Genomic DNA, 24,863 nt, shown 5'->3' on the forward strand with positions numbered 1-24,863 from the left:
TGTTAGGGCGCGGCTGGCAACAGAGCCTTATAGGCGCATATGAAAAACCTCCGGCTATGCCGGAGGATATTTATTTTTGTTCTGGAGTCATGGTGACTTCTTTTAACGCTTAAAACCTCAGGAAAAACGTTCTTGGTCGATAAGTTGTTTGCCAAAGGGGAAAATATTCTCTTTATTGTTTTGTGACTAGTATCTCACTGGCGGTTATTTTTATTGGGTTTTGATTATTTATCTATTTGTATTTTAAGTGTTTTTATTGTGTTTTTTCTTTTTTAATATCTTTTATCAAAGAGAACAAAATTCTCCATGCGCCAAAAACAACAGGAAATAATGAAAAGTATTTCTCTCTATAAAACCATAAGATGAAAATAAATAAAATCACTCACTAATAACTTAAAATGCAAAAAATTACGCATCAACAATTACTCGATTGGTTGAGAAAAGAAGTGAAAATCTCATTAGGTTGTACTGAGCCAATTGCTATTGCCTATGCTGCTGCGGTAGCGGCTAAATATCTTAAGGAGCCACTGGTCAAGATTGCCGGGAATATATCGGAGAACCTATATAAAAATGCGATGGGGGTCACTATTCCGGGGACGGCTTATTCAGGTGTTACGCTTTCAGCCGCAATAGGAGCGATTGGTGGTAATGCGGATGCAGGGTTGGAGGTATTAAAAGATATTACTACAGCACAAATAGCTGAAGCTTATCGACTTAATGAATCAGGTCATGTGCGTTTAGAAACACTTGAGGCTGAGGACTTTATTTTTATTGATATTACTGTATATAGCCTTTGCGAACAGTGCCGGGTTGTTATTCAAGGTAGTCATACAAATATCACTGAACTTTATATTAATAATATTAAACAAGACCTCACAAATGATTTAATGACAAATAATATTCAGAGCCCTGAGTTACCTCAGTTCTCCCTACTCGATGCGTTTAGATTTATTACTGAAGTTGCCGCAAAAGACATTATGTTTATGCTTAAAAGTGCAGAAGTCAACTCGGCACTTTCTGATGAAGGGCAAAGGAAAAATTATGGCTTGAACGTCAGCGGCGCATTAGTACAAGCCAGAAAAAACGGTTTTATCAGTGCTGATTTATTGAGCCAAATGTTAATCAATACGACTGCAGCCTCAGATGCGCGTATGGGGGGGGCACCTTTACCAGCGATGTCAAATTACGGTTCGGGCAATCAGGGGATTACGGTGACGATGCCGGTGCTGACACTTGCCAAACACCTTAACGTTGACGATGAAATATTGGCTCGGGCGCTGGCATTGGCTCACTTGGCTGCTATTTCAATTCACATGCGTTATACCCGACTATCTGCATTGTGTGCAGCTTCTACGGCTGCCATGGGGGCCGCCGCAGGAATGAGTTGGCTGTTGACCAAGAACTATCAGACAATTTCATATGCTGTCAGCAATATGATAAGTGATATCAGCGGCATTATTTGCGATGGTGCATCAAATAGTTGTGCCATGAAAGTCTCTACTGCAACAGCTTGTGCATTTAAATCAGTATTAATGGCACAGCAAAACACCGTGGTCGGTGAGCGTGATGGTATTGTTTCTTGCGACGTAGAAGGCTCTATTAATAATTTATGTAAATTAGTTTTATCACCAATGAGACAAACGGATAAAGAAATAATCAGTATAATGACGCTTAAATAAAATAAGCAGTACTGTTTAACAGTGAAGCCTAGCATCATTATTTATAATGAGCGGTTGGCTATCGTTAAAATTTAAGGGATAAATAATGAAGAAAACAAAATCAATTGCAACTCTGGTGATCCATGCAGGAGATCAAGTTGATCGTGGTAATAATGCTATTTTCCCACCAATTACTACCGCCAGTTCTTTTATTCAGCCAAATTTAGGTGAGGAAGGTGAGTTTTGTTATTCCCGATGCAGTAATCCAACAAGATACGCCTATGAAACGGCATTGGCTGAATTAGAAGGCGGAATCTATGCAACGGCAACCGCTTCTGGTATGGCTGCAACTGCGCTCATATTGGAACTGCTTCCTAAAGATTCCCATGTATTAGTAATGAAAGGTGTTTACGGCGGTACTTATCGTTTATTTGAGCGGCTGCGCAAACAAACATCAGGTACCACATTTAGCTACGTCGATCTAAATGATCTTGCCGCAGTGGATAACCATATCCAAGAAAATACCCGTTTAATCTGGATTGAAACACCGACGAACCCGCTGTTGGAATTGGTTGATATTGAAGCGGTGTGCCAGGTTGCAAAAGAGCGAGGCATCATGAGCTGTGTGGATAATACTTTTGCCAGCGCTTGGAACCAACGTCCTCTCACCCTCGGTGCGGATATCGTTATGCTTTCTACCAGTAAATACATTGGTGGGCATTCTGATTTAATTGGCGGTGCAGTGATTACGAATGTTCAGGATATCGCACAACAGCTCGATTTTTGCAAAACCACCGTCGGGGCTATTGCCTCTCCGTTTGATGCTTATCTGGCATTACGGGGCATGAAAACATTGGATGTTCGTATGGAGCGTCAATGTAGCAATGCCTTAAAAATGGCTCAGTTTTTAGAGCAACATCCGAAGGTACTTGATGTTCATTATCCTGGGTTGGAATCTCATCCTCAATATCAGTTATGTAAGAAACAAATGCGTTCTGGCGGTGCAGTCGTCAGCATTCGATTAAAAGGTGATATCTCGGCGGTAAAAACCTTTATTGCCAAGTTAAGTTACTTCGTTTTAGCCGAGTCTCTGGGGGGAGTTGAAAGTATGGTCAACCATTCTGCGTCAATGTCCCATGGTTCTATGTCCAAAGAAGAAAAGGAAAATATTGGCATATACGACACAACACTACGCCTTTCAATAGGCATCGAAGATATTAATGATTTAATAGCAGACGCAGAGCAAGCCCTTTCCTTTATACAATAATTAATAGGGTAGTTATATGCATGATTACGGCGTGTGGACAATTATAACTCCATTAGTCACGATTTGTTTGGCCATCTTTACTCGCCAAGTCATACTGTCGTTACTTATGGGGATAGTTGTTGGATTTACGGTCATTAACGACCACAATATTATTCAGGGAATCAGTGGGACGTTAAATGGCATTATTGATACGTTCTCTTCTCCAGGAAATACCCGTACTGTTATTTTTATGGTGATGATTGGCGGTATTATGCGCTTAATTGTCGTGACTGGTGGGGTGAGAAGTTTAGTTCGCGCCTTAACAGAAAAGACCCAATTTGTTACCAATAAAAAAGCAGTGCAATTACTGGCGATGGTGATTACTTCAATCATTTTCATCGAAAGTTCGATTAACCAACTTATTGCTGGGGCATCGACCAAAGATCTGGCAAAAAGATACGGCCTGTCACCGGAAAAAATGTCTTACATTATTCAAACTTCCTGTGTCTCTGTTTGCTCCTCGGCAATGATTAATGGGTGGGGCGCCGCTATGATGGGGGTTATCGGTGTCCAGATAGCGAAAGGCTACATTGATGGCCAACCATTTGAAATTCTTGCCAGATCAATGGTGTGGAATCTTATGGCATGGTTCTCTCTGGCTTCAGTGCTATTTTATATTTTCTCTGGTGCTACTTGGGGGCCGATGAAGAAAGCGGAAGTAAATTTCGTTAGTAAACAGGATGTTCATGTCTCGAAAGAAGAAGATGAAGTCATTGATCATCCGGCATGTAATTCATTGCTTAACTTCCTAATCCCTATCCTATCGACTGTCATTGCTGTTCCGGTTGCACTTTATGTGACTGGTGACGGTGATTTTACGAAGGGCAGCGGTTCTATGTCGGTTTATAGTGCCGTGATGTTCGGGACAACCGTTTCATTTATTTGGTTCTGTGGCCGACGAATTCTGAATATAGAATCCTTCTTTAAAGAGCTGTATGTCGGTTATGCCAGCATGGTTAAGATCAGCTCAATTATGGTATTGGCATTTTTAATGGGTAATGTCTCTGCGGATCTTAATACCGGACAATATATTGCAGCTATCACGTCTGGTGTTATTTCCCCCGGTTTCTCCATTGGTTTTATTTTTATTATCAGTGCCATTATGTCGCTCGCGACGGGGACATCATGGGGAACGTTTGCCATCATGATCCCTATTGGTGTGCAACTGGGTGTTTCGGTTGGTATACCTGTGGAATATATGATTGGTGCAGCAATTGCCGGGTCTATTTTTGGGGACATGACATCGCCCATATCTGGGGATGCTATCGTGGCATCGATGGCAACAGATTGTGACCACATCGAGCATATTCGCACACAAATGCCTTATGCCATTGCCACCGCGAGCATTGTTTTAGCCATCTATCTTTATCTCGGTTTCTCAGTATAACGTAGCGTATTTTGTATTTTTTCCCGACAACAATGTACAGAAAATACCGTCTCTAATGCCATTATAGATTCTTATAGTGGCATTATTTTTTGCTGCTTCCATGTATCGGTTTGTTGTGCTTATGTCAGGTTGAGTAAAGTTCAACAATTATATTGACCGAGTAATTATAAACTTTTGCAAAATAACTGACGGCTGTCGGTGAAATATATCTTATATCAAATAAGTGTTGATTTTATGTTTCATAATGTTTGACTATTGCTTTATAAATTGAGCAAAAGGGAATCATTATGCTTTGGAAAAATACCAAGGAGAAGTTTGGTTGCGTCACTATTAGTATCCACTGGCTAGTGGCATTAACAGTATATGCACTGTTTGCTCTGGGCTTATGGATGGTGACATTAGGCTACTACGATGGTTGGTATCATCAGGCACCTGAAATACATAAAAGCGTCGGGTGTATCCTTTTTGCTGTGATGTTATTTCGTGTAATTTGGCGTTTTATTTCACCACCACCAAAGCCACTATCGAGTTATAGCCGTTTAACTCGAGTTAGCGCGATATTGGCGCATGTTATTTTATATATTTTTCTATTTTGCATTATGTTCAGCGGTTATTTAATTTCGACGGCTGATGGGCAACCTATCAATATATTTGGTTGGTTTTCCGTACCGGCAACATTAACCGGATTACCTGAACAAGCGGATATTGCCGGGACAGTGCATCTTTATCTAGCTTGGGCTGTTGTTGTGATTTCACTATTACATGGACTGGCCGCAATTAAACATCACTTTATTGATGGTGATATGACTCTTAAACGGATGCTGGGACGTAGCACCGATTAACCAACTGTATTATGGAGAATTAAGCATGTTTAATAAGACCCTTTTGGGCCTGACTGTAGGCGCACTGATGTTTACCGCAGGTAGCGCCGTAGCCGCTGAATATAAAATCGATAAAGAAGGCCAACACGCCTTTATCGAATTTCGCATTAAACACTTAGGCTATAGCTGGTTATACGGCAGTTTTAACGATTTCGATGGTTCTTTTACTTTCGATGAAAAGGATCCGTCAGCTGATAAAGTCAACGTCGTGATCAACACAAACAGTGTAGATACCAATCATGCCGAGCGTGATAAGCATCTACGCAGTAAAGATTTCCTCAATGTTGGTAAATTCCCACAGGCGACATTTGAGTCAACAGAAGTGAAGAAGAACGCAGACGGTTATACTGTGGTAGGTAATCTGACGTTAAATGGCGTGACTAAGCCTGTGACGTTGGAAAGCAAATTAACCGGTCAGGGTAATGATCCGTGGGGGGGTTACCGTGCTGGTTTTGAAGCTAACGGTAATATTAAGCTGAAGGATTTTAATATCACCACGGACTTGGGGCCAGCGTCACAAGACGTCGAGCTGATTCTGTCAGTTGAAGGTGTGCGCGTTAAATAGTATCACTGTTTACTTGATTAAAAGGAGCCTTTGGCTCCTTTTTTACTGAGCATTTTCCACCGATGACTTATTCTCCATTGAATTGAAAAATGGCCCATTACTGACAGAATCTCTGATAATCAGCTCGGATTGAAATATATTTTCCTTTGATAAATATCCGCCATCTAGCATAGATATAAGTCGATTGATAACTTCATTTATCATACCGCTGACAGGATCTTTTATGCTCGATAGTGGGGGCCGTAGGAAAGGTGCAATAGGAATATTGTCGAAGCCGATGATGGAGATATTTTCAGGAACTTTCATTCCCACTTCATCTAATTTTTTTATTGCACCAATCGCCATATCATCATTACTGGCAATAATTGCACTAAAGGGAACGTTGCTGTCTAACAACAGCTCTACCGCTAATGCTCCACTAGTAGGCGTCCATTTCCCTTGCACAATTAGCTCATCCTGAACCGGCAAAGAAGATGCAGCTAATGCGGCTTTGTACCCCGAAAGGCGTTCTATTGCCGTGGGGGAATCCAGTGAACCTGTAATGAATGCAATATTCTGGTGGCCTCGCTCAATAAGATATTGCGTTGCATGATAACTTGACCCTTGATGATCACAGAAAATACAGTGGCTGTGATTTTTTCTGAGCTTTCTGTTCACCACCATAATGGGCTGCTTATATTTATCAATAATAAGGTCCATGGCATCAACAGTTAGAAATCGTGGGTAGATTATGATTGCATCACAACGTAAATCGAGCAGGAATTGGATGGCTTCTTGTTCCTCTGCTGCGCTGTGTTTCCCGTCAACCAGCACTAATTGCCGGCCATGACTTTCTAACTTTTGCGCAGCCTGAGAAAGTATTTCATTAAAGTAGCTCCCCTGATACAGGGTATTCGTCACGACAAAACCGATACATTCAGACTTATTTGTGGCCAGATTTCTGGCCAGTAAATTTGGCCGATATCCTGTCTCTGCTATTGCCTTAAATACCTGCTCTTTAGTCGCTTCGCTGACATAACCTTTGCCCGACAAAACACGCGAAACAGTGGCTTTTGACACCCCAGCTTTCTTTGCCACTTCTTGCATTGTAGACATAGGCCTTCCTGACACATTGAAAATTATTATTATTCTATACCTTTCGTTCTTGAAGTTGCGAGGGTTCGTCAGGTTCTGTAGCGAAACTGATGTCCTTGACACTGAAAAATCACCCTCTAATGACGATCACTATCACAGAATTAAAATTGAATAAATTCACCTATTGAATTTCACCTCATATTTTAAGATTCTCATGTGGAACCGGTTACCTATTGGGTCGAAAATGACAATATGAACAATTTTTCGTTGGTAACCAAATTATAACTATATGAATATTATAGCTAATTATGAATTTATGCTGGCAAGGGGCATTTCTCTTAAGCCGCAAAGAGTTCACTTAGCTCGGCGTGCGTCATTACGGGGAGTTGCCACTCATGTCAAAAAATTTTGCTGCTGTATCTCGACAAATCGTCGATGCCATTGGTGGGGCGAATAATATCGCAGCAGTGACTCACTGTATGACGCGTTTACGTTTTGTACTCAATGACGATAGTGCGGTTGAACTGGCAAAGTTGAAATCCATCACCGGTGTGCTGGGAGTAGTTCGCAATGAAAACCAGTGCCAAGTCATTATCGGGAATAATGTGTCTTCAGCCTATGCGGAAGTGATCAAATTGCTTCCTGAAGGTATATTGCCCACCAATACACAACCCCAGAAAAATAAAATTACGTTAAAGCGAATTGGGGCGGGGATACTTGATGCGCTGATTGGCACGATGTCACCGTTGATCCCAGCCATCATCGGTGGTTCGATGGTGAAACTGCTGGCGATGATTCTGGATATGACTGGCATCTTCGAGAAAGGTTCATCAACACTCATTATCCTCAATGTCATTGGTGACGGGGCTTTCTTCTTCCTACCAGTGATGGTGGCGGCCTCGGCGGCGATAAAATTCAAAACCAACATGTCGTTAGCCATTGCTATTGCGGGTGTGCTGGTTCATCCAGCCTTTATTGATTTAATGGCGAAAGCGGCGCAGGGGCAGCAAGTGGAATTTATGGGGGTTTCTGTCACGGCCGTGAAATACACTTATACCGTGATTCCCGCTCTCTGTATGACTTGGCTGTTGTCTTATATTGAAAGATGGGTCGATCGTATTACACCGGCGGTGACCAAAAACTTCCTGAAACCGATGCTGATTGTGCTGATCTCAGCGCCGATTGCCATCATGTTTATCGGGCCGTTGGGGATCTGGATCGGTAGTGGTATTTCCTCTCTGGTGTACACCGTTCATGACTATCTGGGCTGGCTTTCTGTTGCGATTATGGGCGCACTCTGGCCGTTGTTGGTGATGACAGGCATGCACCGTGTATTTACCCCCACCATCATCCAAACCATTGCCGAGACTGGGAAAGAAGGGATGGTTATGCCGTCAGAAATTGGCGCTAATCTTTCTCTTGGTGGTTCTTCACTGGCGGTGGCTTGGCGAACCAAGAACCCTGAACTGCGCCAAACCGCATTGGCTGCGGCGGCCTCAGCGATTGTTGCTGGTATATCTGAACCGGCACTTTATGGTGTGGCATTGCGCCTCAAGCGGCCATTGATCGCCAGCCTTATCAGTGGCTTTATTTGTGGTGCGGTGGCGGGTATTGGTGGGTTGGCTAGCCACTCAATGGCATCACCTGGGCTATTTACTAGTGTGCAATTTTTCGACCCGGCAAACCCAATGAGTATTGTGTGGGTGTTTGGTGTCATGGTTCTGGCGATAGTTATTTCATTTATTACAACATTACTGTTGGGATTTGAAGATATTCCTGTGGAAGACAATGAAGGGGACTCTGCCTCTGTAGCAGACCCTGCTGTTTCGCACAGTGCAGTAAAAATTAACTAAATTAAAGAGGTACTTAATGGCAGCATCAATATTTCCCGACGGTTTTTTATGGGGCGGCGCATTAGCCGCAAACCAGGCCGAAGGCGCTTGCTTTGAAGGGGGGAAAGGGCTGTCAACGGTGGATATGATCCCTCATGGACCACACCGTTTAGCCGTGAAATTAGGGCAAGAAAAGCGTTTTAGCTTAAGAGAGGATGAGTTTTACCCTAGTCATCAAGCGATAGATTTTTACCATCGTTATAAAGACGATATTGCGCTAATGGCTGAAATGGGGTTTACCGTATTTCGCACATCAATCGCCTGGAGTCGAATTTACCCGAATGGCGATGAAACGACCCCCAATGCAGAGGGGGTTGCTTTTTATCGTGACCTCTTTAACGAATGTAAAAAGTACAATATTGAGCCGTTGGTGACGCTGTGCCACTTTGATGTTCCGATGTATCTGGTTGCTGAATATGGTTCGTGGCGTAACCGCAAAATGGTTGAATTCTTTACCCGCTATGCCCGCACTTGTTTTGAAGAATTTGATGGGTTGGTGAAGTACTGGCTGACATTCAACGAGATTAATATTCTGCTGCATAGCCCATTTTCTGGTGCAGGTTTGGTGTTTGAGCCGCATGAAAATCAGGATCAGGTAAAATATCAGGCAGCGCACCACGAACTGCTCGCCAGTGCGCTGGCAACAAAAATTGCGCACGAGATTAACCCTGAGAATCAGGTTGGTTGCATGTTAGCTGGGGGGAATTTCTATCCGCGGACTTGTAAACCGGAAGATGTCTGGGCTGCGCTGCAAAAAGACCGTGAAAATCTGTTTTTTATTGATGTTCAAGCTCGGGGCGCTTATCCAGCTTACACCAAACGACTTTTCCGGGAGAAAGGCATTTCTATTGCCACTGAAGTAGGGGATGACGATATCCTCAAACATACCGTGGACTTTGTCTCTTTTAGCTACTATGCCTCTCGTTGTGCATCTGCGGACATGAATGAACATAACAGCAGCGCTGCCAATATCGTCAAGTCACTGAAAAACCCTCATATTCAGGCCAGTGAGTGGGGCTGGGGAATTGATCCCCTCGGTCTGCGTATCACCATGAATATGATGTATGACCGCTATCAAAAACCACTATTTTTGGTGGAAAATGGCTTGGGCGCGAAAGATGAAATTAACTCACAAGGTGAGATTGACGACGATTATCGTATCAGCTATTTGCGTGAACATATTAAGGCGATGGCCGAGGCCATCGATGATGGTATTCCGGTAATGGGGTATACCTCATGGGGCTGTATTGATTTAGTTTCTGCCTCTACTGGCGAAATGAGTAAGCGCTATGGCTTTATTTATGTGGATCGCGATGATCATGGAAAGGGGTCTTTAGCTCGTAAGAAGAAGAAATCTTTCTATTGGTATAAAAAAGTTATTGCCAGTAACGGTGCCGATTTGAGTTAAATCATTCGCTGGGAATTTTATTTATTGCTTATATTCCCAGCGAGTCACGTTATACGGGTAGGGGCTATTTTAATTTTATACTGACGATTATTCGGTACTGCCGTTACGATCGCGTGGCGACCCTTTCTTCAAGTTGGTCATAAAATCCATAAATGCGGTACGTAGTGGTGCAAACAGTGGGTGCTTGCGATTCTCCATCATAGTTTCTGAAAACAGTTTCAAACCCAATGCAAATGCCGCTGTTTTTTCTTTGCCAAAATCAATATCTTCCCGAGCTTGTAACCGTTCGATGATGCCGAGAATATCATCATGATTCTCGGCTTCAAACGTTACCGGGGCTTTATCAATGGGATGACCTTTGTTGTCGGTCAGCGGCTCAATGGTGATGCGATAACGGTAACCGGGCATTATTTTTTCTCCTGCTCACTCTCGTCGGTGGCTGCTGATTGCGGTGCTAACTCTTTCTCAATAATCTCTACCGCGGTCAACAAGGCGGTATTAATGCGCACGACCTGTTCAGGGGTAACATCTGAACGCACCATATTGCTGCGTAAAATGTGACGTAAACGGTGCATCGCATCAGAAATACCTTCAGCCAAATTCCCTTCAGGGCGGCGTTCTGCTTGTGCTAATCGAGAGAAAATGGTGTTGACCATCTCTTGATTTTGCTGCAATTCAACTTTACCCGCTTCAGTGACCTGATAGCTTTTACGACCATTACCGGTTGCCACGGGGGTAATAAAATCTTGCTCTTCCAGCAGCGTCAGTGTTGGGTAGATAACCCCGGGGCTTGGTACATATAGACCTGATGATGCTTCTTCAATTGCTTTAATCAGCTCATAGCCATGACTAGGTTTTTTATCCAGCAGTGCCAAGAGAACAACCCGCAAATCACCATGTTCAAACAGACGCTGCATTTTATCACCGCGCCCACGTCGACCACCTCTGACTGCTTCTGCCCCTTGTGCCGCCATGTGATGACGACCCCCACGATGCATTCTTTTACCACAGCAACCTTGCCCTTCATGATGTTCATTACTGCAATGGCGGCTTCGTTTCATTGAACCAAACATAGTTAATCTCCTTTAGATATATCGAAACGATTTCGATATGTCTAATCTAGATCGATATATCTAAATTAGCAAGAGGGGGAGGTGAAAAAAGATATATCTAAATGAATGCAGCGCTAGGGACTGTTGCCAAGAAAGAGGTTGAGAGAGAGAAATACGCGGAAGGAAAGTGGGGAGTGAGAAATTCCCTCCCAGTATTAAAACAATGGCTTATCTTAAATAACTGAGTGCCAGCGTCTTTGTCGGGAGGGGAAGTGACCGATTAAATTATCAGCTTTTCTTAACAAACTCAGATTTCAGCTTCATTGGGCCAAATCCATCGATTTTACAATCGATATTGTGATCGCCTTCAACCAGACGAATGCTTTTCACTTTGGTGCCAATTTTCAGCGTTGAGGAGCTGCCTTTGACTTTCAGATCTTTAACCACGGTGACGGCATCGCCATCGGCAAGCAGGTTGCCATTGGCATCACGTACAACTAACCCTTCTTCAGCCGCTGCTGAATCACTGTTTTGCGACCACTCATGACCACATTCTGGACAATTGAGTTTTTCCCCTTCTTGCCATGTATATTCAGAACTGCACTTTGGACAGTTTGGTAAATTCATTATGTTAACCTCTTGAAAATAAGCTAAATAAATTCAAAAAAATGACAAATAAAAGACTACTGTACTAATAAGTGCATATTTTACACTTTTTATCACATTAAATGATAGTCAGATGGCGGATTAGGCGTATAAACGATATGGCTTCTTACTTCTATTTTGTTATTACAAACCAGAAAAATTCAAACTCAATGCTTCTCTGATGATGGTCGCTTTGTTGAATAAAACTCAATCCGGCTGACCAAATTCGGCCACAACAAAATCAATAAAGCTGCGTAATTTAGGGGTGGGTCGCCGGTTAGCTGCAAACAAGATATGCATTTGGCGCGAGGGGGCTTGATAGTCAGCCAGCACTTGCACCAATTGCCCAGAGTTAAGGTAGTTTTTCAGTACGACTTCTGCGCCAAGAATAATGCCACCGTTATGTAAAGCTGCGCAGAGTAATGCGGTGGCATCATTCACCTGCAAGCGCCCATTAACTTGAATGACATGAACCTGGCCATCCTTGGTAAAGTGCCAGCCGCGTTCGGGAGGATGAGTCCAGTAGGTATAACCGAGGCATTCATGTGTAGTCAGATCTGCGGGGACTTTGGGGATGCCGTGCTCCAACAAATAGTCTGGCGAGGCGCAGGCAATCAGCCGGTAGGGGGCTAATGAACGAGCAATGAGTGATGAGTCTTTGAGGGCACCAAGACGTATCACCGCCTCATAGCCTTCATCAATGAGGTCAACAAAGCGGTCATTGAGTGTCAAATCAACGTGGACTTCTGGATACTCGTGCAGATAGCGGGTCATCATCGGTGCCAGACTATAGGCTCCGAAAGTCACGGGGGCATTGATGCGAAGGCGACCCCGAGGCGTGGCATTAAGCTCGTGTGCAATCGATTCTGCAGCTTCAGCTTCAGCCAATACCACTTTACAGCGCTCATAAAATAGTGCGCCTATTTCTGTCAGGCTCTGTTTGCGCGTCGTGCGGTTGAGGAGTTGTGTGCCTAAGCGATCTTCCAAAAAGGCGACATGCTTTCCTACCATTTGCGAAGATATATCAAGATGTTCACTTGCTCTGGCAAACGATCCACAGTCTACAACTTTGATAAACACCGCCATGCTTTGTAGCCTATCCATGATTCACAACCTATGGTTTCTAAAATCGCAACTGAATGAGTATTTATCACTGTTTGATTGATAATTATAGTGGTCAGGTACAATTTGATACGGACAACAAGCGAGTGTTGCTATGAAAATCGGAATTATTGGGGCTGGGTTTATTGGACGTGCTGTTGCCGAGTTGGCTGTTCGTCATGGTCATCAAGTCATGATCAGTAACTCCCGAGGGCCAGATACCTTACTTAGTCTTGCCGCAGCAATAGGATGTGAGATTGGCACGGCTGAAGATTCGGCAGCTTTTGGCGAGGTGGTTTTAATTGCTGTTCCACTAAAAAATTATCGTGCAGTGCCTGTCGCGGCGTTAGCGGGCAAAATTGTGCTTGATGCTAATAATTACTACCCTGAGCGGGATGGACAGATGGTTGAATTGGATACGCACCAGACCACAACCAGTGAGCTATTGGCGCGCCATCTGCCGGAGTCAAAAATTGTTAAAACATTCAATTCCATTCGGGTAAAAGAACTCGAGGTTGATGGTCAGTTAGCGGGAACACCGCATCGGCGTGCTCTGCCTATCGCCGGAGATGATACTGAGGCGAAACAACGGGTTACAAAATTACTGGACGAGTTCGGTTTTGATACTTTAGATGCCGGTCCACTGGCCCAAGGCCGATTATTCGAACGTGGTACCGTGCCATATTGTGTTCGCTACACTTTGCCCGAGCTGAAGCAAGCATTGGCTATATAGTGATGAATAGAATTCAGTATGCTATCCGCAATATTCTCATCATATGGATGAGGAACTGCTTAACCTGATTGCGTGGGTAGGAGAAGTGCTAATGGTGTCCCCGACTGGAATCGAACCAGTAACTAGCCCTTAGGAGGGGCTTGTTATATCCGTTTAACTACGGGGACCTTTTTATCAGCGGGTTTACTGCCGATGAAGTGTACTGCCGGAGCATTATACGCATTTTGACCCAGATAATAAGCAGTTAGCTGTCTGTTTGGTTATTCTGTCACCAGCGGGGAGTGAATAATTAGCATTAGTGTGCAAAAAACATCAGACCAAAGCGGTAAAAAGTGGGCCATTATGTGTGCGGGTGATTGTCTACTTTGTCGCTTTTTTTAGGTTGATGGGTCATATCGCTGCGGATCTGTGCGTGACTTATCAATGCAAAAATAAAGGTGCCACCAATAATGTTGCCCGCAAGAGTTGGGATGGCGAACGGATAGATAAATTGCTGCCAGGGTAACGATCCGTTAAATACCAAATAGAAGATTTCTACTGAGCCAACCACGATGTGGGTTAGGTCACATAGCGCCACCAGATAGGTCATCAGAAAAATCACCCAAATCTTGGCCCCTCCCGCGGAAGGCATCATCCAGACCATAGTGGCAATGATCCAGCCGGAAAATATACCATTAGCAAACATCTCACCCGCAGAATTATCCATGACACTTTGTGCAATGCTAACAAACGCGGCACGCGTAGCCTCGTCAAATACGGGCATATAAATAAAAGCGCAGGCCGCGATTCCGGTGCCAATCAAGTTGCCAAACAATACCAACCCCCAGAGACGGAATAGCAGGATAAAATTTTGGCGACTGGGCTTTTGCATTATCGGCAGTACAGGGGTGACGGTATTTTCAGTAAATAGCTGTTGGCGCGCCATAATGACGATAATAAAACCAAAGGTATAACCGATGTTTTCCAGTAAAAAGCTAGCTGGAGTATCTGGTAATTTGGCGTGAAAAATACCTTTGGCAATCAATGATGCTCCCATGGAAAGGCCCGCCGCCACGGCTGACCATAGTAGGGCAAAGCTGTCGCGCTCTAACTCTTTTTCACCCTCGACACGAATAATTTCATGGATTGCTGCGGCTTTGGAGGGCAGGTTTTTTTCGTACACTTTAATTTCCTTACCATCATGTTGTCCGCGGCTCTCCACGTTCAGTTCATCCTCAGCTTGAGAAAGTTTTTCATCACTCATAGGGGATTTCCGGTTAGTCGTGAAATAAGGAGGTCGTCAGAAAATAAGCATAGTAGCTAATTATTGTTCGTGAGCTTTTAGTCACGATAACTAAGATAAGTCGTAACTAAATTTTAACGTTGTTGATTTTTTCTACAGAAATTTGATCTTGACCCGAATATTACCTCTATTAGGGTAGGCCTAGCATTAGACCCATGCTACGTAAGGAATAAGCCTTATGTTATCATTCAGTTTTCCTGAGTGAATAATTCTACGGTGGAAGACAATCCTTCATGCTGGAAGCTAAAAATCTGACCTGCATCCGAGATGAACGAAGCCTGTTCCAACAGTTAAGTTTCTCTGTGGCGGCGGGAGAGATTGTACAAGTGGAGGGGCAAAATGGGGCAGGTAAAACCAGTTTGCTGCGTATTTTGGCCGGGCTTGCTGATGCTGATGTTGGGCAAGTGAACTGGCTGGGTGAAAATATACGCCGTGACCGCGCCCGTTATCATCAGGATTTACTGTTTTTAGGTCATCAGCCGGGCATTAAATCGGTGCTGACACCATTTGAAAATCTGGCATTTTACCAGTCGGTATTCCAGCAGGTGGATAGTGCCGCAATCTGGCAAGCCTTATCTCAGGTTGGGTTGGTGGGATATGAGGATTTGCCGGTCTCTCAGTTATCGGCAGGCCAGCAACGGCGAGTGGCATTGGCCCGTCTGTGGTTGAGTAAAGCACCGTTATGGATTTTGGATGAACCTCTGACGGCGATTGATAAGCAGGGCGTCAGCACATTGTTAGCCCTGTTTGTGGCGCATGCCGCCAAAGGCGGTATGGTCTTGCTCACCACACATCAGGATCTGGATGCTGTCGGCCAGCATGTGCGTAAAATCCGTTTAACCAGCACGCAGGAGAAGTAATGTTTATCAGCGTGTTGCGCCGTGAATTGAAAATAGCCTTCAGAAAAGGCGCAGAAATCGTTAATCCGCTCTGGTTTTTTCTGATTGTTATCACCTTGTTTCCATTAGGGATTGGCCCGGAACCACAATTATTGGCACGTATTGCCCCGGGTATCGTCTGGGTTGCGGCATTACTCGCTTCATTGTTATCTCTGGAGCGATTGTTCCGCGATGATTTCTATGATGGCTCTCTTGAGCAGTTGCTGCTATTACCCACTCCGCTAGCCCTCACGGTGTTAGGCAAAGTGTGTGCTCACTGGGTTGTTACCGGGCTGCCTTTACTTATTTTATCGCCCTTAGTGGCGTTGCTACTTTCCCTTGATAGTGATACTGCCATTGCGATGGCGCTGACCCTGCTGTTGGGGACGCCGACCTTAAGTTTTATTGGGGCTATCGGTGTGGCGCTGACCGTCGGTTTACGTAAAGGTGGCGTTCTGTTGAGTTTATTGGTTCTACCGCTGTATATCCCTGTGCTGATTTTTGCTACCGCAGCTATTGATGCGGCGTCGATGGCACTGCCGATTGACGGTTATCTGGCTATTTTGGGGGCAATGTTAGCAGGGAGCGCAACATTGGCACCTTTTGCTACCGCTGCTGCATTGAGAGTGAGTGTGCACTAGCTAATTATCGCTGGGCACAAAGAGGCTTTTTGTCTGAGAAGTTATTAACAACAACCATTAAAAGAGTAACGGTTTTCAGAAGCTTAAGCGCGGTAGCCAACGCAGATCTGAGCAGATTGTGCGCCGTACCCTGCACCGACATGCCCACGAGGGTGATGGCGGTCCAATTTCAACGTGAGCAATGAAAAATGTGGAAATGGTTTCATCAATTCGCTAAACCCGAGCGACTCTATCAGCTGTGTGGGCGTTTTATTCCATGGCTAGGTATAGTGGCCGTTATCTGTCTGGGGGTGGGCTGGGTATGGGGATTCGGTTTCGCCCCATCGGATTACCAGCAAGGTAATAGCTTCCGTATCATGTACATACATGTGCCTGCGGCGATTTGGTCGATGGGTATCTATATGTCGATGGCTATCGCGGCATTTGTTGGTTTGGTCTGGCAAATGAAAATGTCCGATAACATCGTGGCAGCCATGGCTCCTGTGGGGGCAGTATTTACCTTTATCGCGCTGGTTACAGGGTCTGCTTGGGGTAAACCCATGTGGGGAACCTGGTGGATTTGGGATGCCCGGCTGACTTCTGAGTTAGTCCTGTTGTTCCTCTATCTGGGGGTTATCGCCCTTTATAACGCCTTCGAAGACCGCAAATTAGCGGGGCGAGCTGCCGGTATTCTGGTGCTGGTTGGCGTAGTCAATATCCCTATTATTCATTTCTCAGTCGTTTGGTGGAACACCCTGCATCAAGGTTCGACCAATATGCAGCAAAGCATCGATCCCAGCATGCGCTCCCCGCTGCGATGGGCCATTTTTGGCTATCTGTTCTGTTTTGCCACACTGACATTAATGCGCCTGCGCAATCTGATTTTGCAGCAAGAGCGCCATCGCCCTTGGGTGAGTGCGTTATTACGTAAGGAGCCACGCCTATGAAACCTGCTTTTAACTCTTGGGCGGAATTTTTTGCGATGGGCGGTTATGCCTTATATGTCTGGCTAGCTGTTGCTGCAACGTTATTATCACTGCTATGCCTGTGGGGACATACGCGCTGGCAATACAAACAATTATTAGCGGATATTCAGCGCCGTGAGGCTAGAGAGCAGCGTATTCAACAGGCAAATCAGGCTCAGGTCGAACACGCGAAAAATGCCGCCCGTCCGCAGGAGAAACAACAGTGAACCCACGTAGAAAAAGTCGGCTCTATCTGGCCATTGTAGTGTTGATCGGTATCGGTCTGACCGCCACTTTGGTGCTGTATGCACTGCGTTCTAATATTGATCTATTTTATACTCCAGGTGAAATTTTACAGGGTAAAGGCGAGCGTCATGAGAAGCCGGAAATCGGCCAGCGTCTACGTATTGGCGGCATGGTCATGCCAGGCTCGGTGCAACGCGACGACAAAACATTGGAAATGAGTTTCAAAGTTTACGATGCACGCGGTGCCGTCACTGTGACTTACACCGGTATTCTGCCCGACTTATTCCGTGAGGGGCAGGGCGTAGTCGCACAAGGCGTGTTTGCCGAGGGCAATACCATCAATGCCAAAGAAGTGTTAGCAAAACATGATGAGAAATACACGCCACCAGAAGTGCAAGAGGCAATGAAAGAGAATCATACTCGCCCGGCCGAGGTTTACAGTAGCGCCAATGGTGGGAGCAATGCCTCATGATGCCTGAAATTGGCAGTTTCCTATTATGTCTGGCGCTGGCTATCTCATTATTACTGAGTTTGTATCCACAATGGGGAGCCGCGCGGCAAGATGCCCGTATGATGGCAACTGGCAGACCATTGACCTACGGTATGTTTGCCACGATTGCGCTGTCATTTATATGTCTGATCTATGCGTTTGTGGTAAATGATTTCACTGTCTCTTATGTTGCAGCAAACTCAAATTCACATTTACCGGTTTATTACCGGATTGCGGCGAGCTGGGGGGCGCATGAAGGGTCACTGCTGCTTTGGGTATTACTGCTCAGTTGCTGGTCACTGGCGGTAGCACTGTTTAGCCGCTCAATGCCAGATGATGCGGTAGCCCGCGTGCTATCGGTGTTGGGGATGATTACCGGCGGCTTCCTGCTGTTTATCATTCTGACCTCAAATCCGTTCAACCGCACCTTGCCGGACTTCCCGATTGATGGCAACGATTTAAACCCCCTGTTGCAGGATGTTGGGCTGATTTTCCATCCACCTTTACTCTACATGGGTTATGTGGGCTTCTCGGTGGCGTTTGCATTCGCCATTGCTTCTTTAATGGCTGGCCGTCTCGACAGTGCATGGGCGCGCTGGTCACGCCCGTGGACTCAAGCTGCATGGGTGTTCTTAACTTTGGGCATCGTGCTCGGCTCGGCATGGGCCTATTATGAGCTGGGTTGGGGGGGCTGGTGGTTCTGGGATCCGGTAGAGAATGCCTCCTTTATGCCATGGTTGGCAGGTACGGCGCTGATTCACTCATTGGCGGTGACTGAAAAGCGAGGAACGTTCAAAGCCTGGACGGTATTACTGGCGATTACCGCATTTTCTTTATGCCTGATGGGAACATTCCTAGTGCGTTCCGGCGTGTTGGTGTCAGTACACTCTTTTGCCTCTGATCCTGCTCGCGGCATGTTTATTTTGGCTTATCTGGTGATTGTCATCGGCGGCTCTTTACTGCTGTATGCCTTTAAAGGTGCGCAGGTCCGCAGCCGTACCCAACATGAAGTCTTCTCACGCGAAACTTTCCTGCTCGGTAATAATGTGTTGCTGATTGCTGCCATGTTGGTGGTGCTATTAGGTACCTTACTGCCGTTGGTCCACAAGCAGTTGGGGCTGGGTAGCATCTCTATTGGCGAACCTTTCTTTAATACGATGTTTACTTGGTTGATGGCTCCAATGGCATTGTTGATGGGGATCGGGCCGCTGGTGCGTTGGCGCCGTGATGAACCGAGCAAGTTGTGGAAACGTTTAGGTGTGGCGCTAGTGGCAACGTTGCTCTTGTCAATATGGGTACCGTGGTTGCTGCAAGACACTATTGCCGGTATGACGGTGGTTGGGCTGATGATGGCTATTTGGGTGATTATTCTGACCTTGATGGAGTTACATGAGCGCGCCACGCATCGCCATGGTTTCTGGCAGGGGTTAAGCCACCTTTCTCGTAGCCATTGGGGCATGGTGCTGGGGCATCTTGGTGTGGCTGTCACCGTGATTGGCATTGCATTTAGCCAGAATTACAGTGTTGAGCGCGATGTGCGCATGAAAGCCGGTGATAGCATCGATATCCATGATTATCACTTTGTTTTCCGTGATGTTCACGAGATCAAAGGGCCAAACTATACCGGCGGTGTTGGCATTATTGATGTCACTCGAAACGGTAAGCCAGAAGCCACGCTGCATGCAGAAAAACGTTATTACGCGGTTGCCCGTTCAATGATGACTGAAGCGGCCATTGATGGTGGCCTAACCCGTGATTTGTACGCCGCCTTGGGTGAAGAGTTGAATGACGGTTCATGGGCGGTGCGCCTGTATTACAAACCCTTTGTCCGCTGGATCTGGTATGGCGGGGTGTTTATGGCCATCGGTGGAATTCTCTGCATGCTCGATCCTCGTTATCGAATGAGCAAAAAGTTAAAACGCGGCGCTACAACGGAGGCTGAAAAATGAAATCTCAAGGTTCATTCAATAAGCTGATGTTTATTCCGTTGGTGCTGTTTTTACTGCTGGTTATCGCCTTTTTAGTGCAACTAACCCGTAATGCTAATGGCGATGATCCAACCATGTTGGAGTCAGCGCTAATTGGCAAGCCTGTACCGACGTTCAAGTTGGAATCCCTTGAACAACCAGGGAAAACCTTTGATCAGGCAATATTGCATGATGGCCAGCCGATGCTGCTCAACGTCTGGGCAACGTGGTGCCCGACGTGTCGTGCCGAGCATCAATATTTAAATAAACTCGCCGCTCAGGGCATCCGTGTCGTGGGATTGAATTACAAAGATGATCGCGCCAAAGCTGTGCAGTGGCTCAATTCGTTGGGCAACCCGTATGCCCTGAGCTTATATGATGGCGATGGCATGTTGGGGTTAGATCTTGGGGTTTACGGCGCGCCGGAAACTTTCTTAATCGACGGTCAGGGCATTATTCGTTACCGCCATGCCGGTGATCTCAATGATCGTGTTTGGCAGCAGGAAATCCTGCCACTCTACAAAAAGTATCAGGGGGGCGCATGAGATTATTCAGTCTGCTACTTGGCTTGATACTGAGTTGGAGTGCGTTTGCTGCTATTGATACTTACACTTTTAGCACCGAGGCGCAGGAGCAGCAGTATCGTGAATTGACCGAACAACTGCGCTGCCCGAAATGCCAGAACAATAGTATTGCGGACTCAAATGCCATTATTGCCGCTGACATGCGCGGTAAAGTATATGAGCTGCAACAGCAGGGGCAATCTAAGCAGCAAATCATTGATTATATGGTGGCCCGATACGGTAATTTCGTCACCTATGAACCACCGGTGACTGCTGCCACCCTAATTCTGTGGGTTGGGCCAGCACTGTTTGTCCTGATAGGGGCCGTGATAGTCGTGTTGCGCGCGCGGCGAAGAGTGGCGAGCGAAGCACCACTTTCGGAGCAAGAGCAGCAAAGATTACACCGTTTGCTGGCTGAACAGGCAGTGACAGAACAACACTCCCCGGCTCAACAAGAAAAAACTAACAGGAAACAACCATAATGGCTTTTTGGCTGATAGTGATTATTTTGCTGGTGGTTGCGGGCGCTCTGCTGGTTATTCCGGCTCTGCGGCACAAGACAAATTCGCAAGTGACAACCCGAGATGAGCTGAATAAAGCAATTTATCAAGACCGGTTATCTGAACTGGCGGAAGACGAAGCGCAGGGTGTGGTCGAACAGAGACCTGAATTGATTCAGGAACTGCAACAAAACCTTCTGACGGATATTCCACAGCAATCATCTGAAACCACCAGCCCAATCAATCGTTGGGTACTATTACCGGGTTTAGTGATTATGGTGGTCGTCGCGGTGGGGTTATACCTGAAAACTGGCGGCTTACCTAAAGTGCAAGAATGGCATCAGGTTGAAGCACAAATGCCGGAGTTACGAGCGCGGGTTGCCAATGAACGAGCGGAGCCTCTGAGCATGGAGGAAGTTGCCCGTTTAGGGTTGGGGCTGCGGACTTCTTTGCAGCAAGATACTGGTAACGTTAATGATTGGATGATGTTAGGCCGAGTGGGTATGGCGCTGAATAATGCCACCACAGCAACGCAAGCTTTTGCTAAAGCTTACCAACTTGCACCCGATAATGATGATGTCAGGCTGGGCTATGCCGAAGTCTTGACACGCTCCAATGATCCGCAGGATAACCAATTGGCAACTCAGATGCTGCGCACTATGGTGGGGCAGGATCATACCAACTTGCGGGCCATGAGTTTATTAGCTTTTAATGCTTTCGAGCAGGGAGATTTTAAACAAGCCATTGGTGCGTGGGAAGTTATGCTAAAATTGCTGCCGGCTGGTGATTCTCGAATAGAAGTGATAAAACGCAGTATTGCACAAGCCAAATCACAGGCAGGGCAGGAAACAGCTACACTGGGAATAGAGGTTTCATTATCACCTGATGCCGCCCGGGATTTACCGCAACAAGGCATGCTGATTATTTCGGTAACCGATGGCGTAAACCCAATACCGGTTGCTGTAAAACAACTACCATTGAGCCGATTCCCGCTATCAGTGACGCTGGATGACAGTAATGCAATGATGCCAGAGCGTTTGCTCTCTTCTTTGCAGCAGGTGAATGTACGCGCGCGTATCTCACTAGATGGTACTGTTAATTCTCAACCTGGTGACTGGTTTGGCGAAAGCGGAGTGCAGAGTTTTGACGGTAAAGGGCAGCCTCAGACTATTATTAATGTTCAGATAAACAAACAGATCCCTTAAATCGAAGGGGCTGGATAGAATTTCATGGAGAAAAGTATGAACTACCGCCTGATGGGGCTAGCTTTTGCAACCGTACTGTTAGTGGGGTGCGCCAGTAGCTCATCGGATCACATGGAGCAGGGCCGCTCAGATCCACTAGAAGGTTTTAACCGGGCAATGTTCAATTTTAACTATGAGGTTCTAGATCCTTATATCGTACGCCCGGTTGCGGTTGTTTGGCGTGATTATGTGCCACAACCGGCACGTAATGGGACGAGCAACTTCTTAAGTAACCTTGAAGAGCCAGCCAGCATGGTCAACAGCTTCCTGGTCGGCGACCCGTACAACGCCATGAAGCACTTTAACCGCTTCTTCCTGAACACTATTTTGGGGATGGGCGGCTTAATTGATGTGGCGAGTATGGCGAATCCGAAACTGGCGAAGCAAGTTCCTCAGCGTTTTGGTTCTACATTAGGTCATTATAATGTGGGTTACGGGCCATATGTGGTTCTGCCAGCGTATGGTAGCTTCACGATCCGTGAAGATGGCGGTAATGCCGCTGATTACGTCTACCCAGTGTTGAGTTATCTGACGTTCTGGATGTCGGCAGGTAAGTGGATGCTTGAGGGCGTTGAAACCCGTGCCCAACTGTTGGATTCTGATGGTTTACTGCGTAACTCTTCTGATCCGTATCTGATGGTGCGTGAGGCTTACTTCCAGCGCTATGATTTCTTGGCAAGTGGTGGGCAGCTAAAACCAGAAGTGAATTCGAATGCACAAGCTATTCAGGATGATCTGGAAAGTATCGATTCAGCCAACTGATTATTGATACCCAATGAACAAATAAAAAAGCGCCGAAAGGCGCTTTTTTGTGGGCAAATGTATTGCCAAGCAGGCTATTAGAAAGCGTAGTTGAAGTTCACGCCGTACAGCAATGCCGTCCCTTTAGAGTCAAATTCATAGGTCGTGCCGCCCAATGCTGCTGGTGTTTTTTCCGTAATATGAACGTTCTGGCCATGCATATAGGAAATCCCTACGTCAACAGAGGCATCTTTGTTGAAGGCGTAAGTTGTACCGGCACTGATCCAGAAACGGTCTTGGTCTGGGATAGAGATGGTACGGTTATTGGCTGGAACTGGGCTATCATCGAAGGCGATACCGGTACGGAATGTCCAGTTGTCATCATAATAATAGGTGGTACCCAGTGCGATACGATAAGCATCGTGCCAGCTTTCATCTTTCTGGAACAAGACGTTACCATTAGACCCTGTTGCTTTCAGCTCTTTAAACTGACTCCAACTGGTGTAGGCCATGCTGTAGTGAATTGCCCACTGTGGTGCTACACGATTATAGCCTGACACTTCCCATACTTCGGGCAGGTTCAGAGTCAATGCACCCGGAATTACAGCACCACCAGTGCCACCAAATGCAGGTGGTAACTGATTACTGAAATCACCATCAAAATCAATTTTCACTTTTGAACGGTAGGTGAAGCTGTAACGGTTTTCTTTATCGATTTCATACAGAACACCCGCATTCCAGCCATAACCCCACTTAGTCCCTTCCATTCGAGTGACTTCGGTGCTGTTTGGTAGGCCTAAGCGAGCACCTGCTTCACCAATATGACGCACGATCTTCGCATCAGCATAAACGGCGTTAAAGCCTAAGCCAAAACTGAAGTTTTCATTTAAACGATATGCTGCACTCAGGTTCAGGTTAGCGGTTTTCAGATCAGTCTGACCACCGAGAGCCCCTGCAACATAATCATCATTAAATTCCGTCGCCAAACCGTAGTTCGAAGTACCAGAGGCACCAATTGCCCACTGTTCATTCAGCGGCATAATAAAGTGGATATTTGGGATCCACTCTGATGGCGCGATATTATTGGCACTGGTGCTTCTACCGCTTGGTGATGTTCCGCTGATATCGACGTTTGGATCAACATAAACGAAGCCACCAGAGAAGGAAGGGCGATCAAACATAGTCATCGCGGCGGGGTTGCGGCTCCCCACTGAAGCATTGTCAGCAACAGCGCCTTCACCAGAGAAAGAGCGGCCCAATGCAGCGGCTGAATATTCATTCAGCTGAAAACCGGCCGCAGACACGTTCGAAGAAATTAATGCTACTGCAGCTGCCAGAGCTGATCGGGTAAACAGGTTTTTCTGGTTCATGACCAAAACCTCATTGTTTTAATTAATGTTACATACCGTAACAAGAGAATGCGGGATTGTAGGGTCCGTTATCACTCAGACAAAGCAGACCAGTGGCTGAAGTATAGGTCCGACCTGTATCAATGTTGCAAGTATGTTTTGACATTTGGTCGTTTTTGATTGCAAAAAATAGACGTAGTTAACAAAAAACTCACAATTTAATAGCAATTAATACATTATTGATGAGTGAACAAACAATTTGACTGTGATTTCCATCACTTAATAGGCCTTTAAACAGTAAGTCCTAGTTCCAAGT

At 45.8% G+C, this 24,863-nt stretch carries 25 protein-coding genes and 1 tRNA gene; 18 read left to right on the top strand and 8 right to left on the bottom strand.

The features are described 5' to 3' along the window. The first annotated feature begins 398 nt into the window (after positions 1-398). The 5 genes from HUZ92_RS18930 to HUZ92_RS18950 all read left to right on the top strand — a co-directional run bounded on the left by HUZ92_RS18930 (position 399) and on the right by HUZ92_RS18950 (position 5,797). On the top strand, positions 399-1,679 hold the full coding sequence (locus HUZ92_RS18930) for an L-cysteine desulfidase family protein (protein WP_050296379.1): 1,281 nt from the start codon (positions 399-401) through the stop codon (positions 1,677-1,679). 85 nt (positions 1,680-1,764) lie between these two features. Then, on the top strand, positions 1,765-2,925 hold the full coding sequence (locus tag HUZ92_RS18935; RefSeq protein ID WP_050101500.1) for a trans-sulfuration enzyme family protein: 1,161 nt from the start codon (positions 1,765-1,767) through the stop codon (positions 2,923-2,925). 16 nt (positions 2,926-2,941) lie between these two features. Continuing rightward, positions 2,942-4,351 (top strand): Na+/H+ antiporter NhaC family protein, encoded by a 1,410-nt coding sequence (locus tag HUZ92_RS18940; protein WP_050101502.1) that lies wholly within the window; start codon positions 2,942-2,944, stop codon positions 4,349-4,351. 287 nt (positions 4,352-4,638) lie between these two features. Further along, positions 4,639-5,193, top strand: coding sequence for a cytochrome b (locus tag HUZ92_RS18945; protein WP_050101504.1), 555 nt, complete (start codon positions 4,639-4,641; stop codon positions 5,191-5,193). Positions 5,194-5,218: 25 nt separating this feature from the next. Then, on the top strand, positions 5,219-5,797 hold the full coding sequence (locus HUZ92_RS18950) for a YceI family protein (RefSeq protein ID WP_050101506.1): 579 nt from the start codon (positions 5,219-5,221) through the stop codon (positions 5,795-5,797). A 42-nt stretch (positions 5,798-5,839) separates the two neighbouring features. Here HUZ92_RS18950 and HUZ92_RS18955 read toward each other — a convergent pair whose 3' ends face one another. After that, positions 5,840-6,892, bottom strand: a complete 1,053-nt coding sequence (locus HUZ92_RS18955) for a LacI family DNA-binding transcriptional regulator (RefSeq protein WP_050140331.1) — start codon at positions 6,890-6,892, stop codon at positions 5,840-5,842. A 374-nt stretch (positions 6,893-7,266) separates the two neighbouring features. Here HUZ92_RS18955 and ascF point away from each other — a divergent pair, with 374 nt between their 5' ends. Together ascF and HUZ92_RS18965 are read left to right on the top strand one after the other, a co-directional pair. Further along, complete coding sequence (gene ascF / locus HUZ92_RS18960; protein WP_050101510.1) at positions 7,267-8,724, top strand: PTS cellobiose/arbutin/salicin transporter subunit IIBC; 1,458 nt, start codon at positions 7,267-7,269, stop codon at positions 8,722-8,724. A gap of 16 nt (positions 8,725-8,740) precedes the next feature. Then, a complete protein-coding gene (locus HUZ92_RS18965; RefSeq protein ID WP_145579830.1) occupies positions 8,741-10,171 on the top strand; it encodes a 6-phospho-beta-glucosidase in 1,431 nt (476 codons plus the stop codon). A gap of 87 nt (positions 10,172-10,258) precedes the next feature. Here HUZ92_RS18965 and HUZ92_RS18970 read toward each other — a convergent pair whose 3' ends face one another. The 4 genes from HUZ92_RS18970 to HUZ92_RS18985 form a co-directional block, all read right to left on the bottom strand. Beyond that, a complete protein-coding gene (locus HUZ92_RS18970) occupies positions 10,259-10,579 on the bottom strand; it encodes a DUF3861 domain-containing protein (RefSeq protein WP_050101516.1) in 321 nt (106 codons plus the stop codon). Then, entirely contained in the window at positions 10,579-11,244 is a 666-nt protein-coding gene (locus tag HUZ92_RS18975) for a PadR family transcriptional regulator (RefSeq protein WP_072086768.1), read from the bottom strand. Before HUZ92_RS18975 ends, HUZ92_RS18970 begins: the two co-directional genes overlap by 1 nt. Positions 11,245-11,511: 267 nt before the next feature. Continuing rightward, positions 11,512-11,853 carry a zinc ribbon domain-containing protein YjdM gene (locus HUZ92_RS18980; protein ID WP_164908411.1) on the bottom strand — a complete coding sequence of 114 codons (342 nt, stop codon included), beginning with the start codon at positions 11,851-11,853 and terminating at the stop codon, positions 11,512-11,514. 222 nt (positions 11,854-12,075) lie between these two features. Further along, a complete protein-coding gene (locus tag HUZ92_RS18985) occupies positions 12,076-12,972 on the bottom strand; it encodes a LysR family transcriptional regulator (RefSeq protein WP_145579829.1) in 897 nt (298 codons plus the stop codon). Positions 12,973-13,084: 112 nt separating this feature from the next. On the opposite strand from HUZ92_RS18985, the gene HUZ92_RS18990 reads away from it, so the two are divergent. Next, complete coding sequence (locus HUZ92_RS18990; RefSeq protein WP_050101522.1) at positions 13,085-13,702, top strand: NADPH-dependent F420 reductase; 618 nt, start codon at positions 13,085-13,087, stop codon at positions 13,700-13,702. Between the two features lie 92 nt (positions 13,703-13,794). Here HUZ92_RS18990 and HUZ92_RS18995 read toward each other — a convergent pair. Both HUZ92_RS18995 and HUZ92_RS19000 read right to left on the bottom strand, forming a co-directional pair. Continuing rightward, positions 13,795-13,869 (bottom strand) — tRNA-Arg (locus HUZ92_RS18995). Positions 13,870-14,042: 173 nt separating this feature from the next. Then, positions 14,043-14,945 (bottom strand): formate/nitrite transporter family protein, encoded by a 903-nt coding sequence (locus tag HUZ92_RS19000; protein ID WP_050101524.1) that lies wholly within the window; start codon positions 14,943-14,945, stop codon positions 14,043-14,045. A gap of 272 nt (positions 14,946-15,217) precedes the next feature. On the opposite strand from HUZ92_RS19000, the gene ccmA reads away from it, so the two are divergent. The 10 genes from ccmA (at position 15,218) to mlaA (ending at position 23,219) form a co-directional block, all read left to right on the top strand. Beyond that, complete coding sequence (gene ccmA, locus HUZ92_RS19005) at positions 15,218-15,844, top strand: cytochrome c biogenesis heme-transporting ATPase CcmA (RefSeq protein ID WP_050101526.1); 627 nt, start codon at positions 15,218-15,220, stop codon at positions 15,842-15,844. Next, complete coding sequence (ccmB, locus tag HUZ92_RS19010) at positions 15,844-16,503, top strand: heme exporter protein CcmB (protein WP_050101528.1); 660 nt, start codon at positions 15,844-15,846, stop codon at positions 16,501-16,503. Before ccmA ends, ccmB begins: the two co-directional genes overlap by 1 nt. Before the next feature lie 188 nt (positions 16,504-16,691). Next, on the top strand, positions 16,692-17,429 hold the full coding sequence (locus HUZ92_RS19015) for a heme ABC transporter permease (protein WP_050101529.1): 738 nt from the start codon (positions 16,692-16,694) through the stop codon (positions 17,427-17,429). Beyond that, the gene (gene ccmD, locus HUZ92_RS19020) at positions 17,426-17,674 is read left to right on the top strand and encodes a heme exporter protein CcmD (RefSeq protein ID WP_050101532.1); all 249 of its coding nucleotides are present in this window, start codon (positions 17,426-17,428) and stop codon (positions 17,672-17,674) included. The genes HUZ92_RS19015 and ccmD overlap by 4 nt, the downstream gene beginning before the upstream one ends. Further along, entirely contained in the window at positions 17,671-18,165 is a 495-nt protein-coding gene (ccmE, locus tag HUZ92_RS19025; RefSeq protein ID WP_050101533.1) for a cytochrome c maturation protein CcmE, read from the top strand. Before ccmD ends, ccmE begins: the two co-directional genes overlap by 4 nt. Further along, entirely contained in the window at positions 18,162-20,132 is a 1,971-nt protein-coding gene (locus HUZ92_RS19030; protein ID WP_050101535.1) for a heme lyase CcmF/NrfE family subunit, read from the top strand. Before ccmE ends, HUZ92_RS19030 begins: the two co-directional genes overlap by 4 nt. After that, positions 20,129-20,695 carry a DsbE family thiol:disulfide interchange protein gene (locus HUZ92_RS19035; RefSeq protein WP_050101537.1) on the top strand — a complete coding sequence of 189 codons (567 nt, stop codon included), beginning with the start codon at positions 20,129-20,131 and terminating at the stop codon, positions 20,693-20,695. The genes HUZ92_RS19030 and HUZ92_RS19035 overlap by 4 nt, the downstream gene beginning before the upstream one ends. Beyond that, on the top strand, positions 20,692-21,195 hold the full coding sequence (locus HUZ92_RS19040) for a cytochrome c-type biogenesis protein (RefSeq protein WP_050101539.1): 504 nt from the start codon (positions 20,692-20,694) through the stop codon (positions 21,193-21,195). Before HUZ92_RS19035 ends, HUZ92_RS19040 begins: the two co-directional genes overlap by 4 nt. Beyond that, the gene (gene ccmI / locus HUZ92_RS19045) at positions 21,195-22,418 is read left to right on the top strand and encodes a c-type cytochrome biogenesis protein CcmI (protein WP_050101540.1); all 1,224 of its coding nucleotides are present in this window, start codon (positions 21,195-21,197) and stop codon (positions 22,416-22,418) included. Before HUZ92_RS19040 ends, ccmI begins: the two co-directional genes overlap by 1 nt. Before the next feature lie 36 nt (positions 22,419-22,454). After that, positions 22,455-23,219 carry a phospholipid-binding lipoprotein MlaA gene (gene mlaA / locus HUZ92_RS19050; protein ID WP_072086769.1) on the top strand — a complete coding sequence of 255 codons (765 nt, stop codon included), beginning with the start codon at positions 22,455-22,457 and terminating at the stop codon, positions 23,217-23,219. Positions 23,220-23,296: 77 nt separating this feature from the next. On the opposite strand, the gene fadL is transcribed toward mlaA, so the two are convergent. After that, a complete protein-coding gene (gene fadL / locus HUZ92_RS19055) occupies positions 23,297-24,568 on the bottom strand; it encodes a long-chain fatty acid transporter FadL (RefSeq protein WP_050101545.1) in 1,272 nt (423 codons plus the stop codon). Between the last annotated feature and the right edge of the window lie 295 nt (positions 24,569-24,863).

The organism is Yersinia vastinensis (genome assembly GCF_902726565.1).
GTDB lineage: Bacteria > Pseudomonadota > Gammaproteobacteria > Enterobacterales > Enterobacteriaceae > Yersinia > Yersinia vastinensis.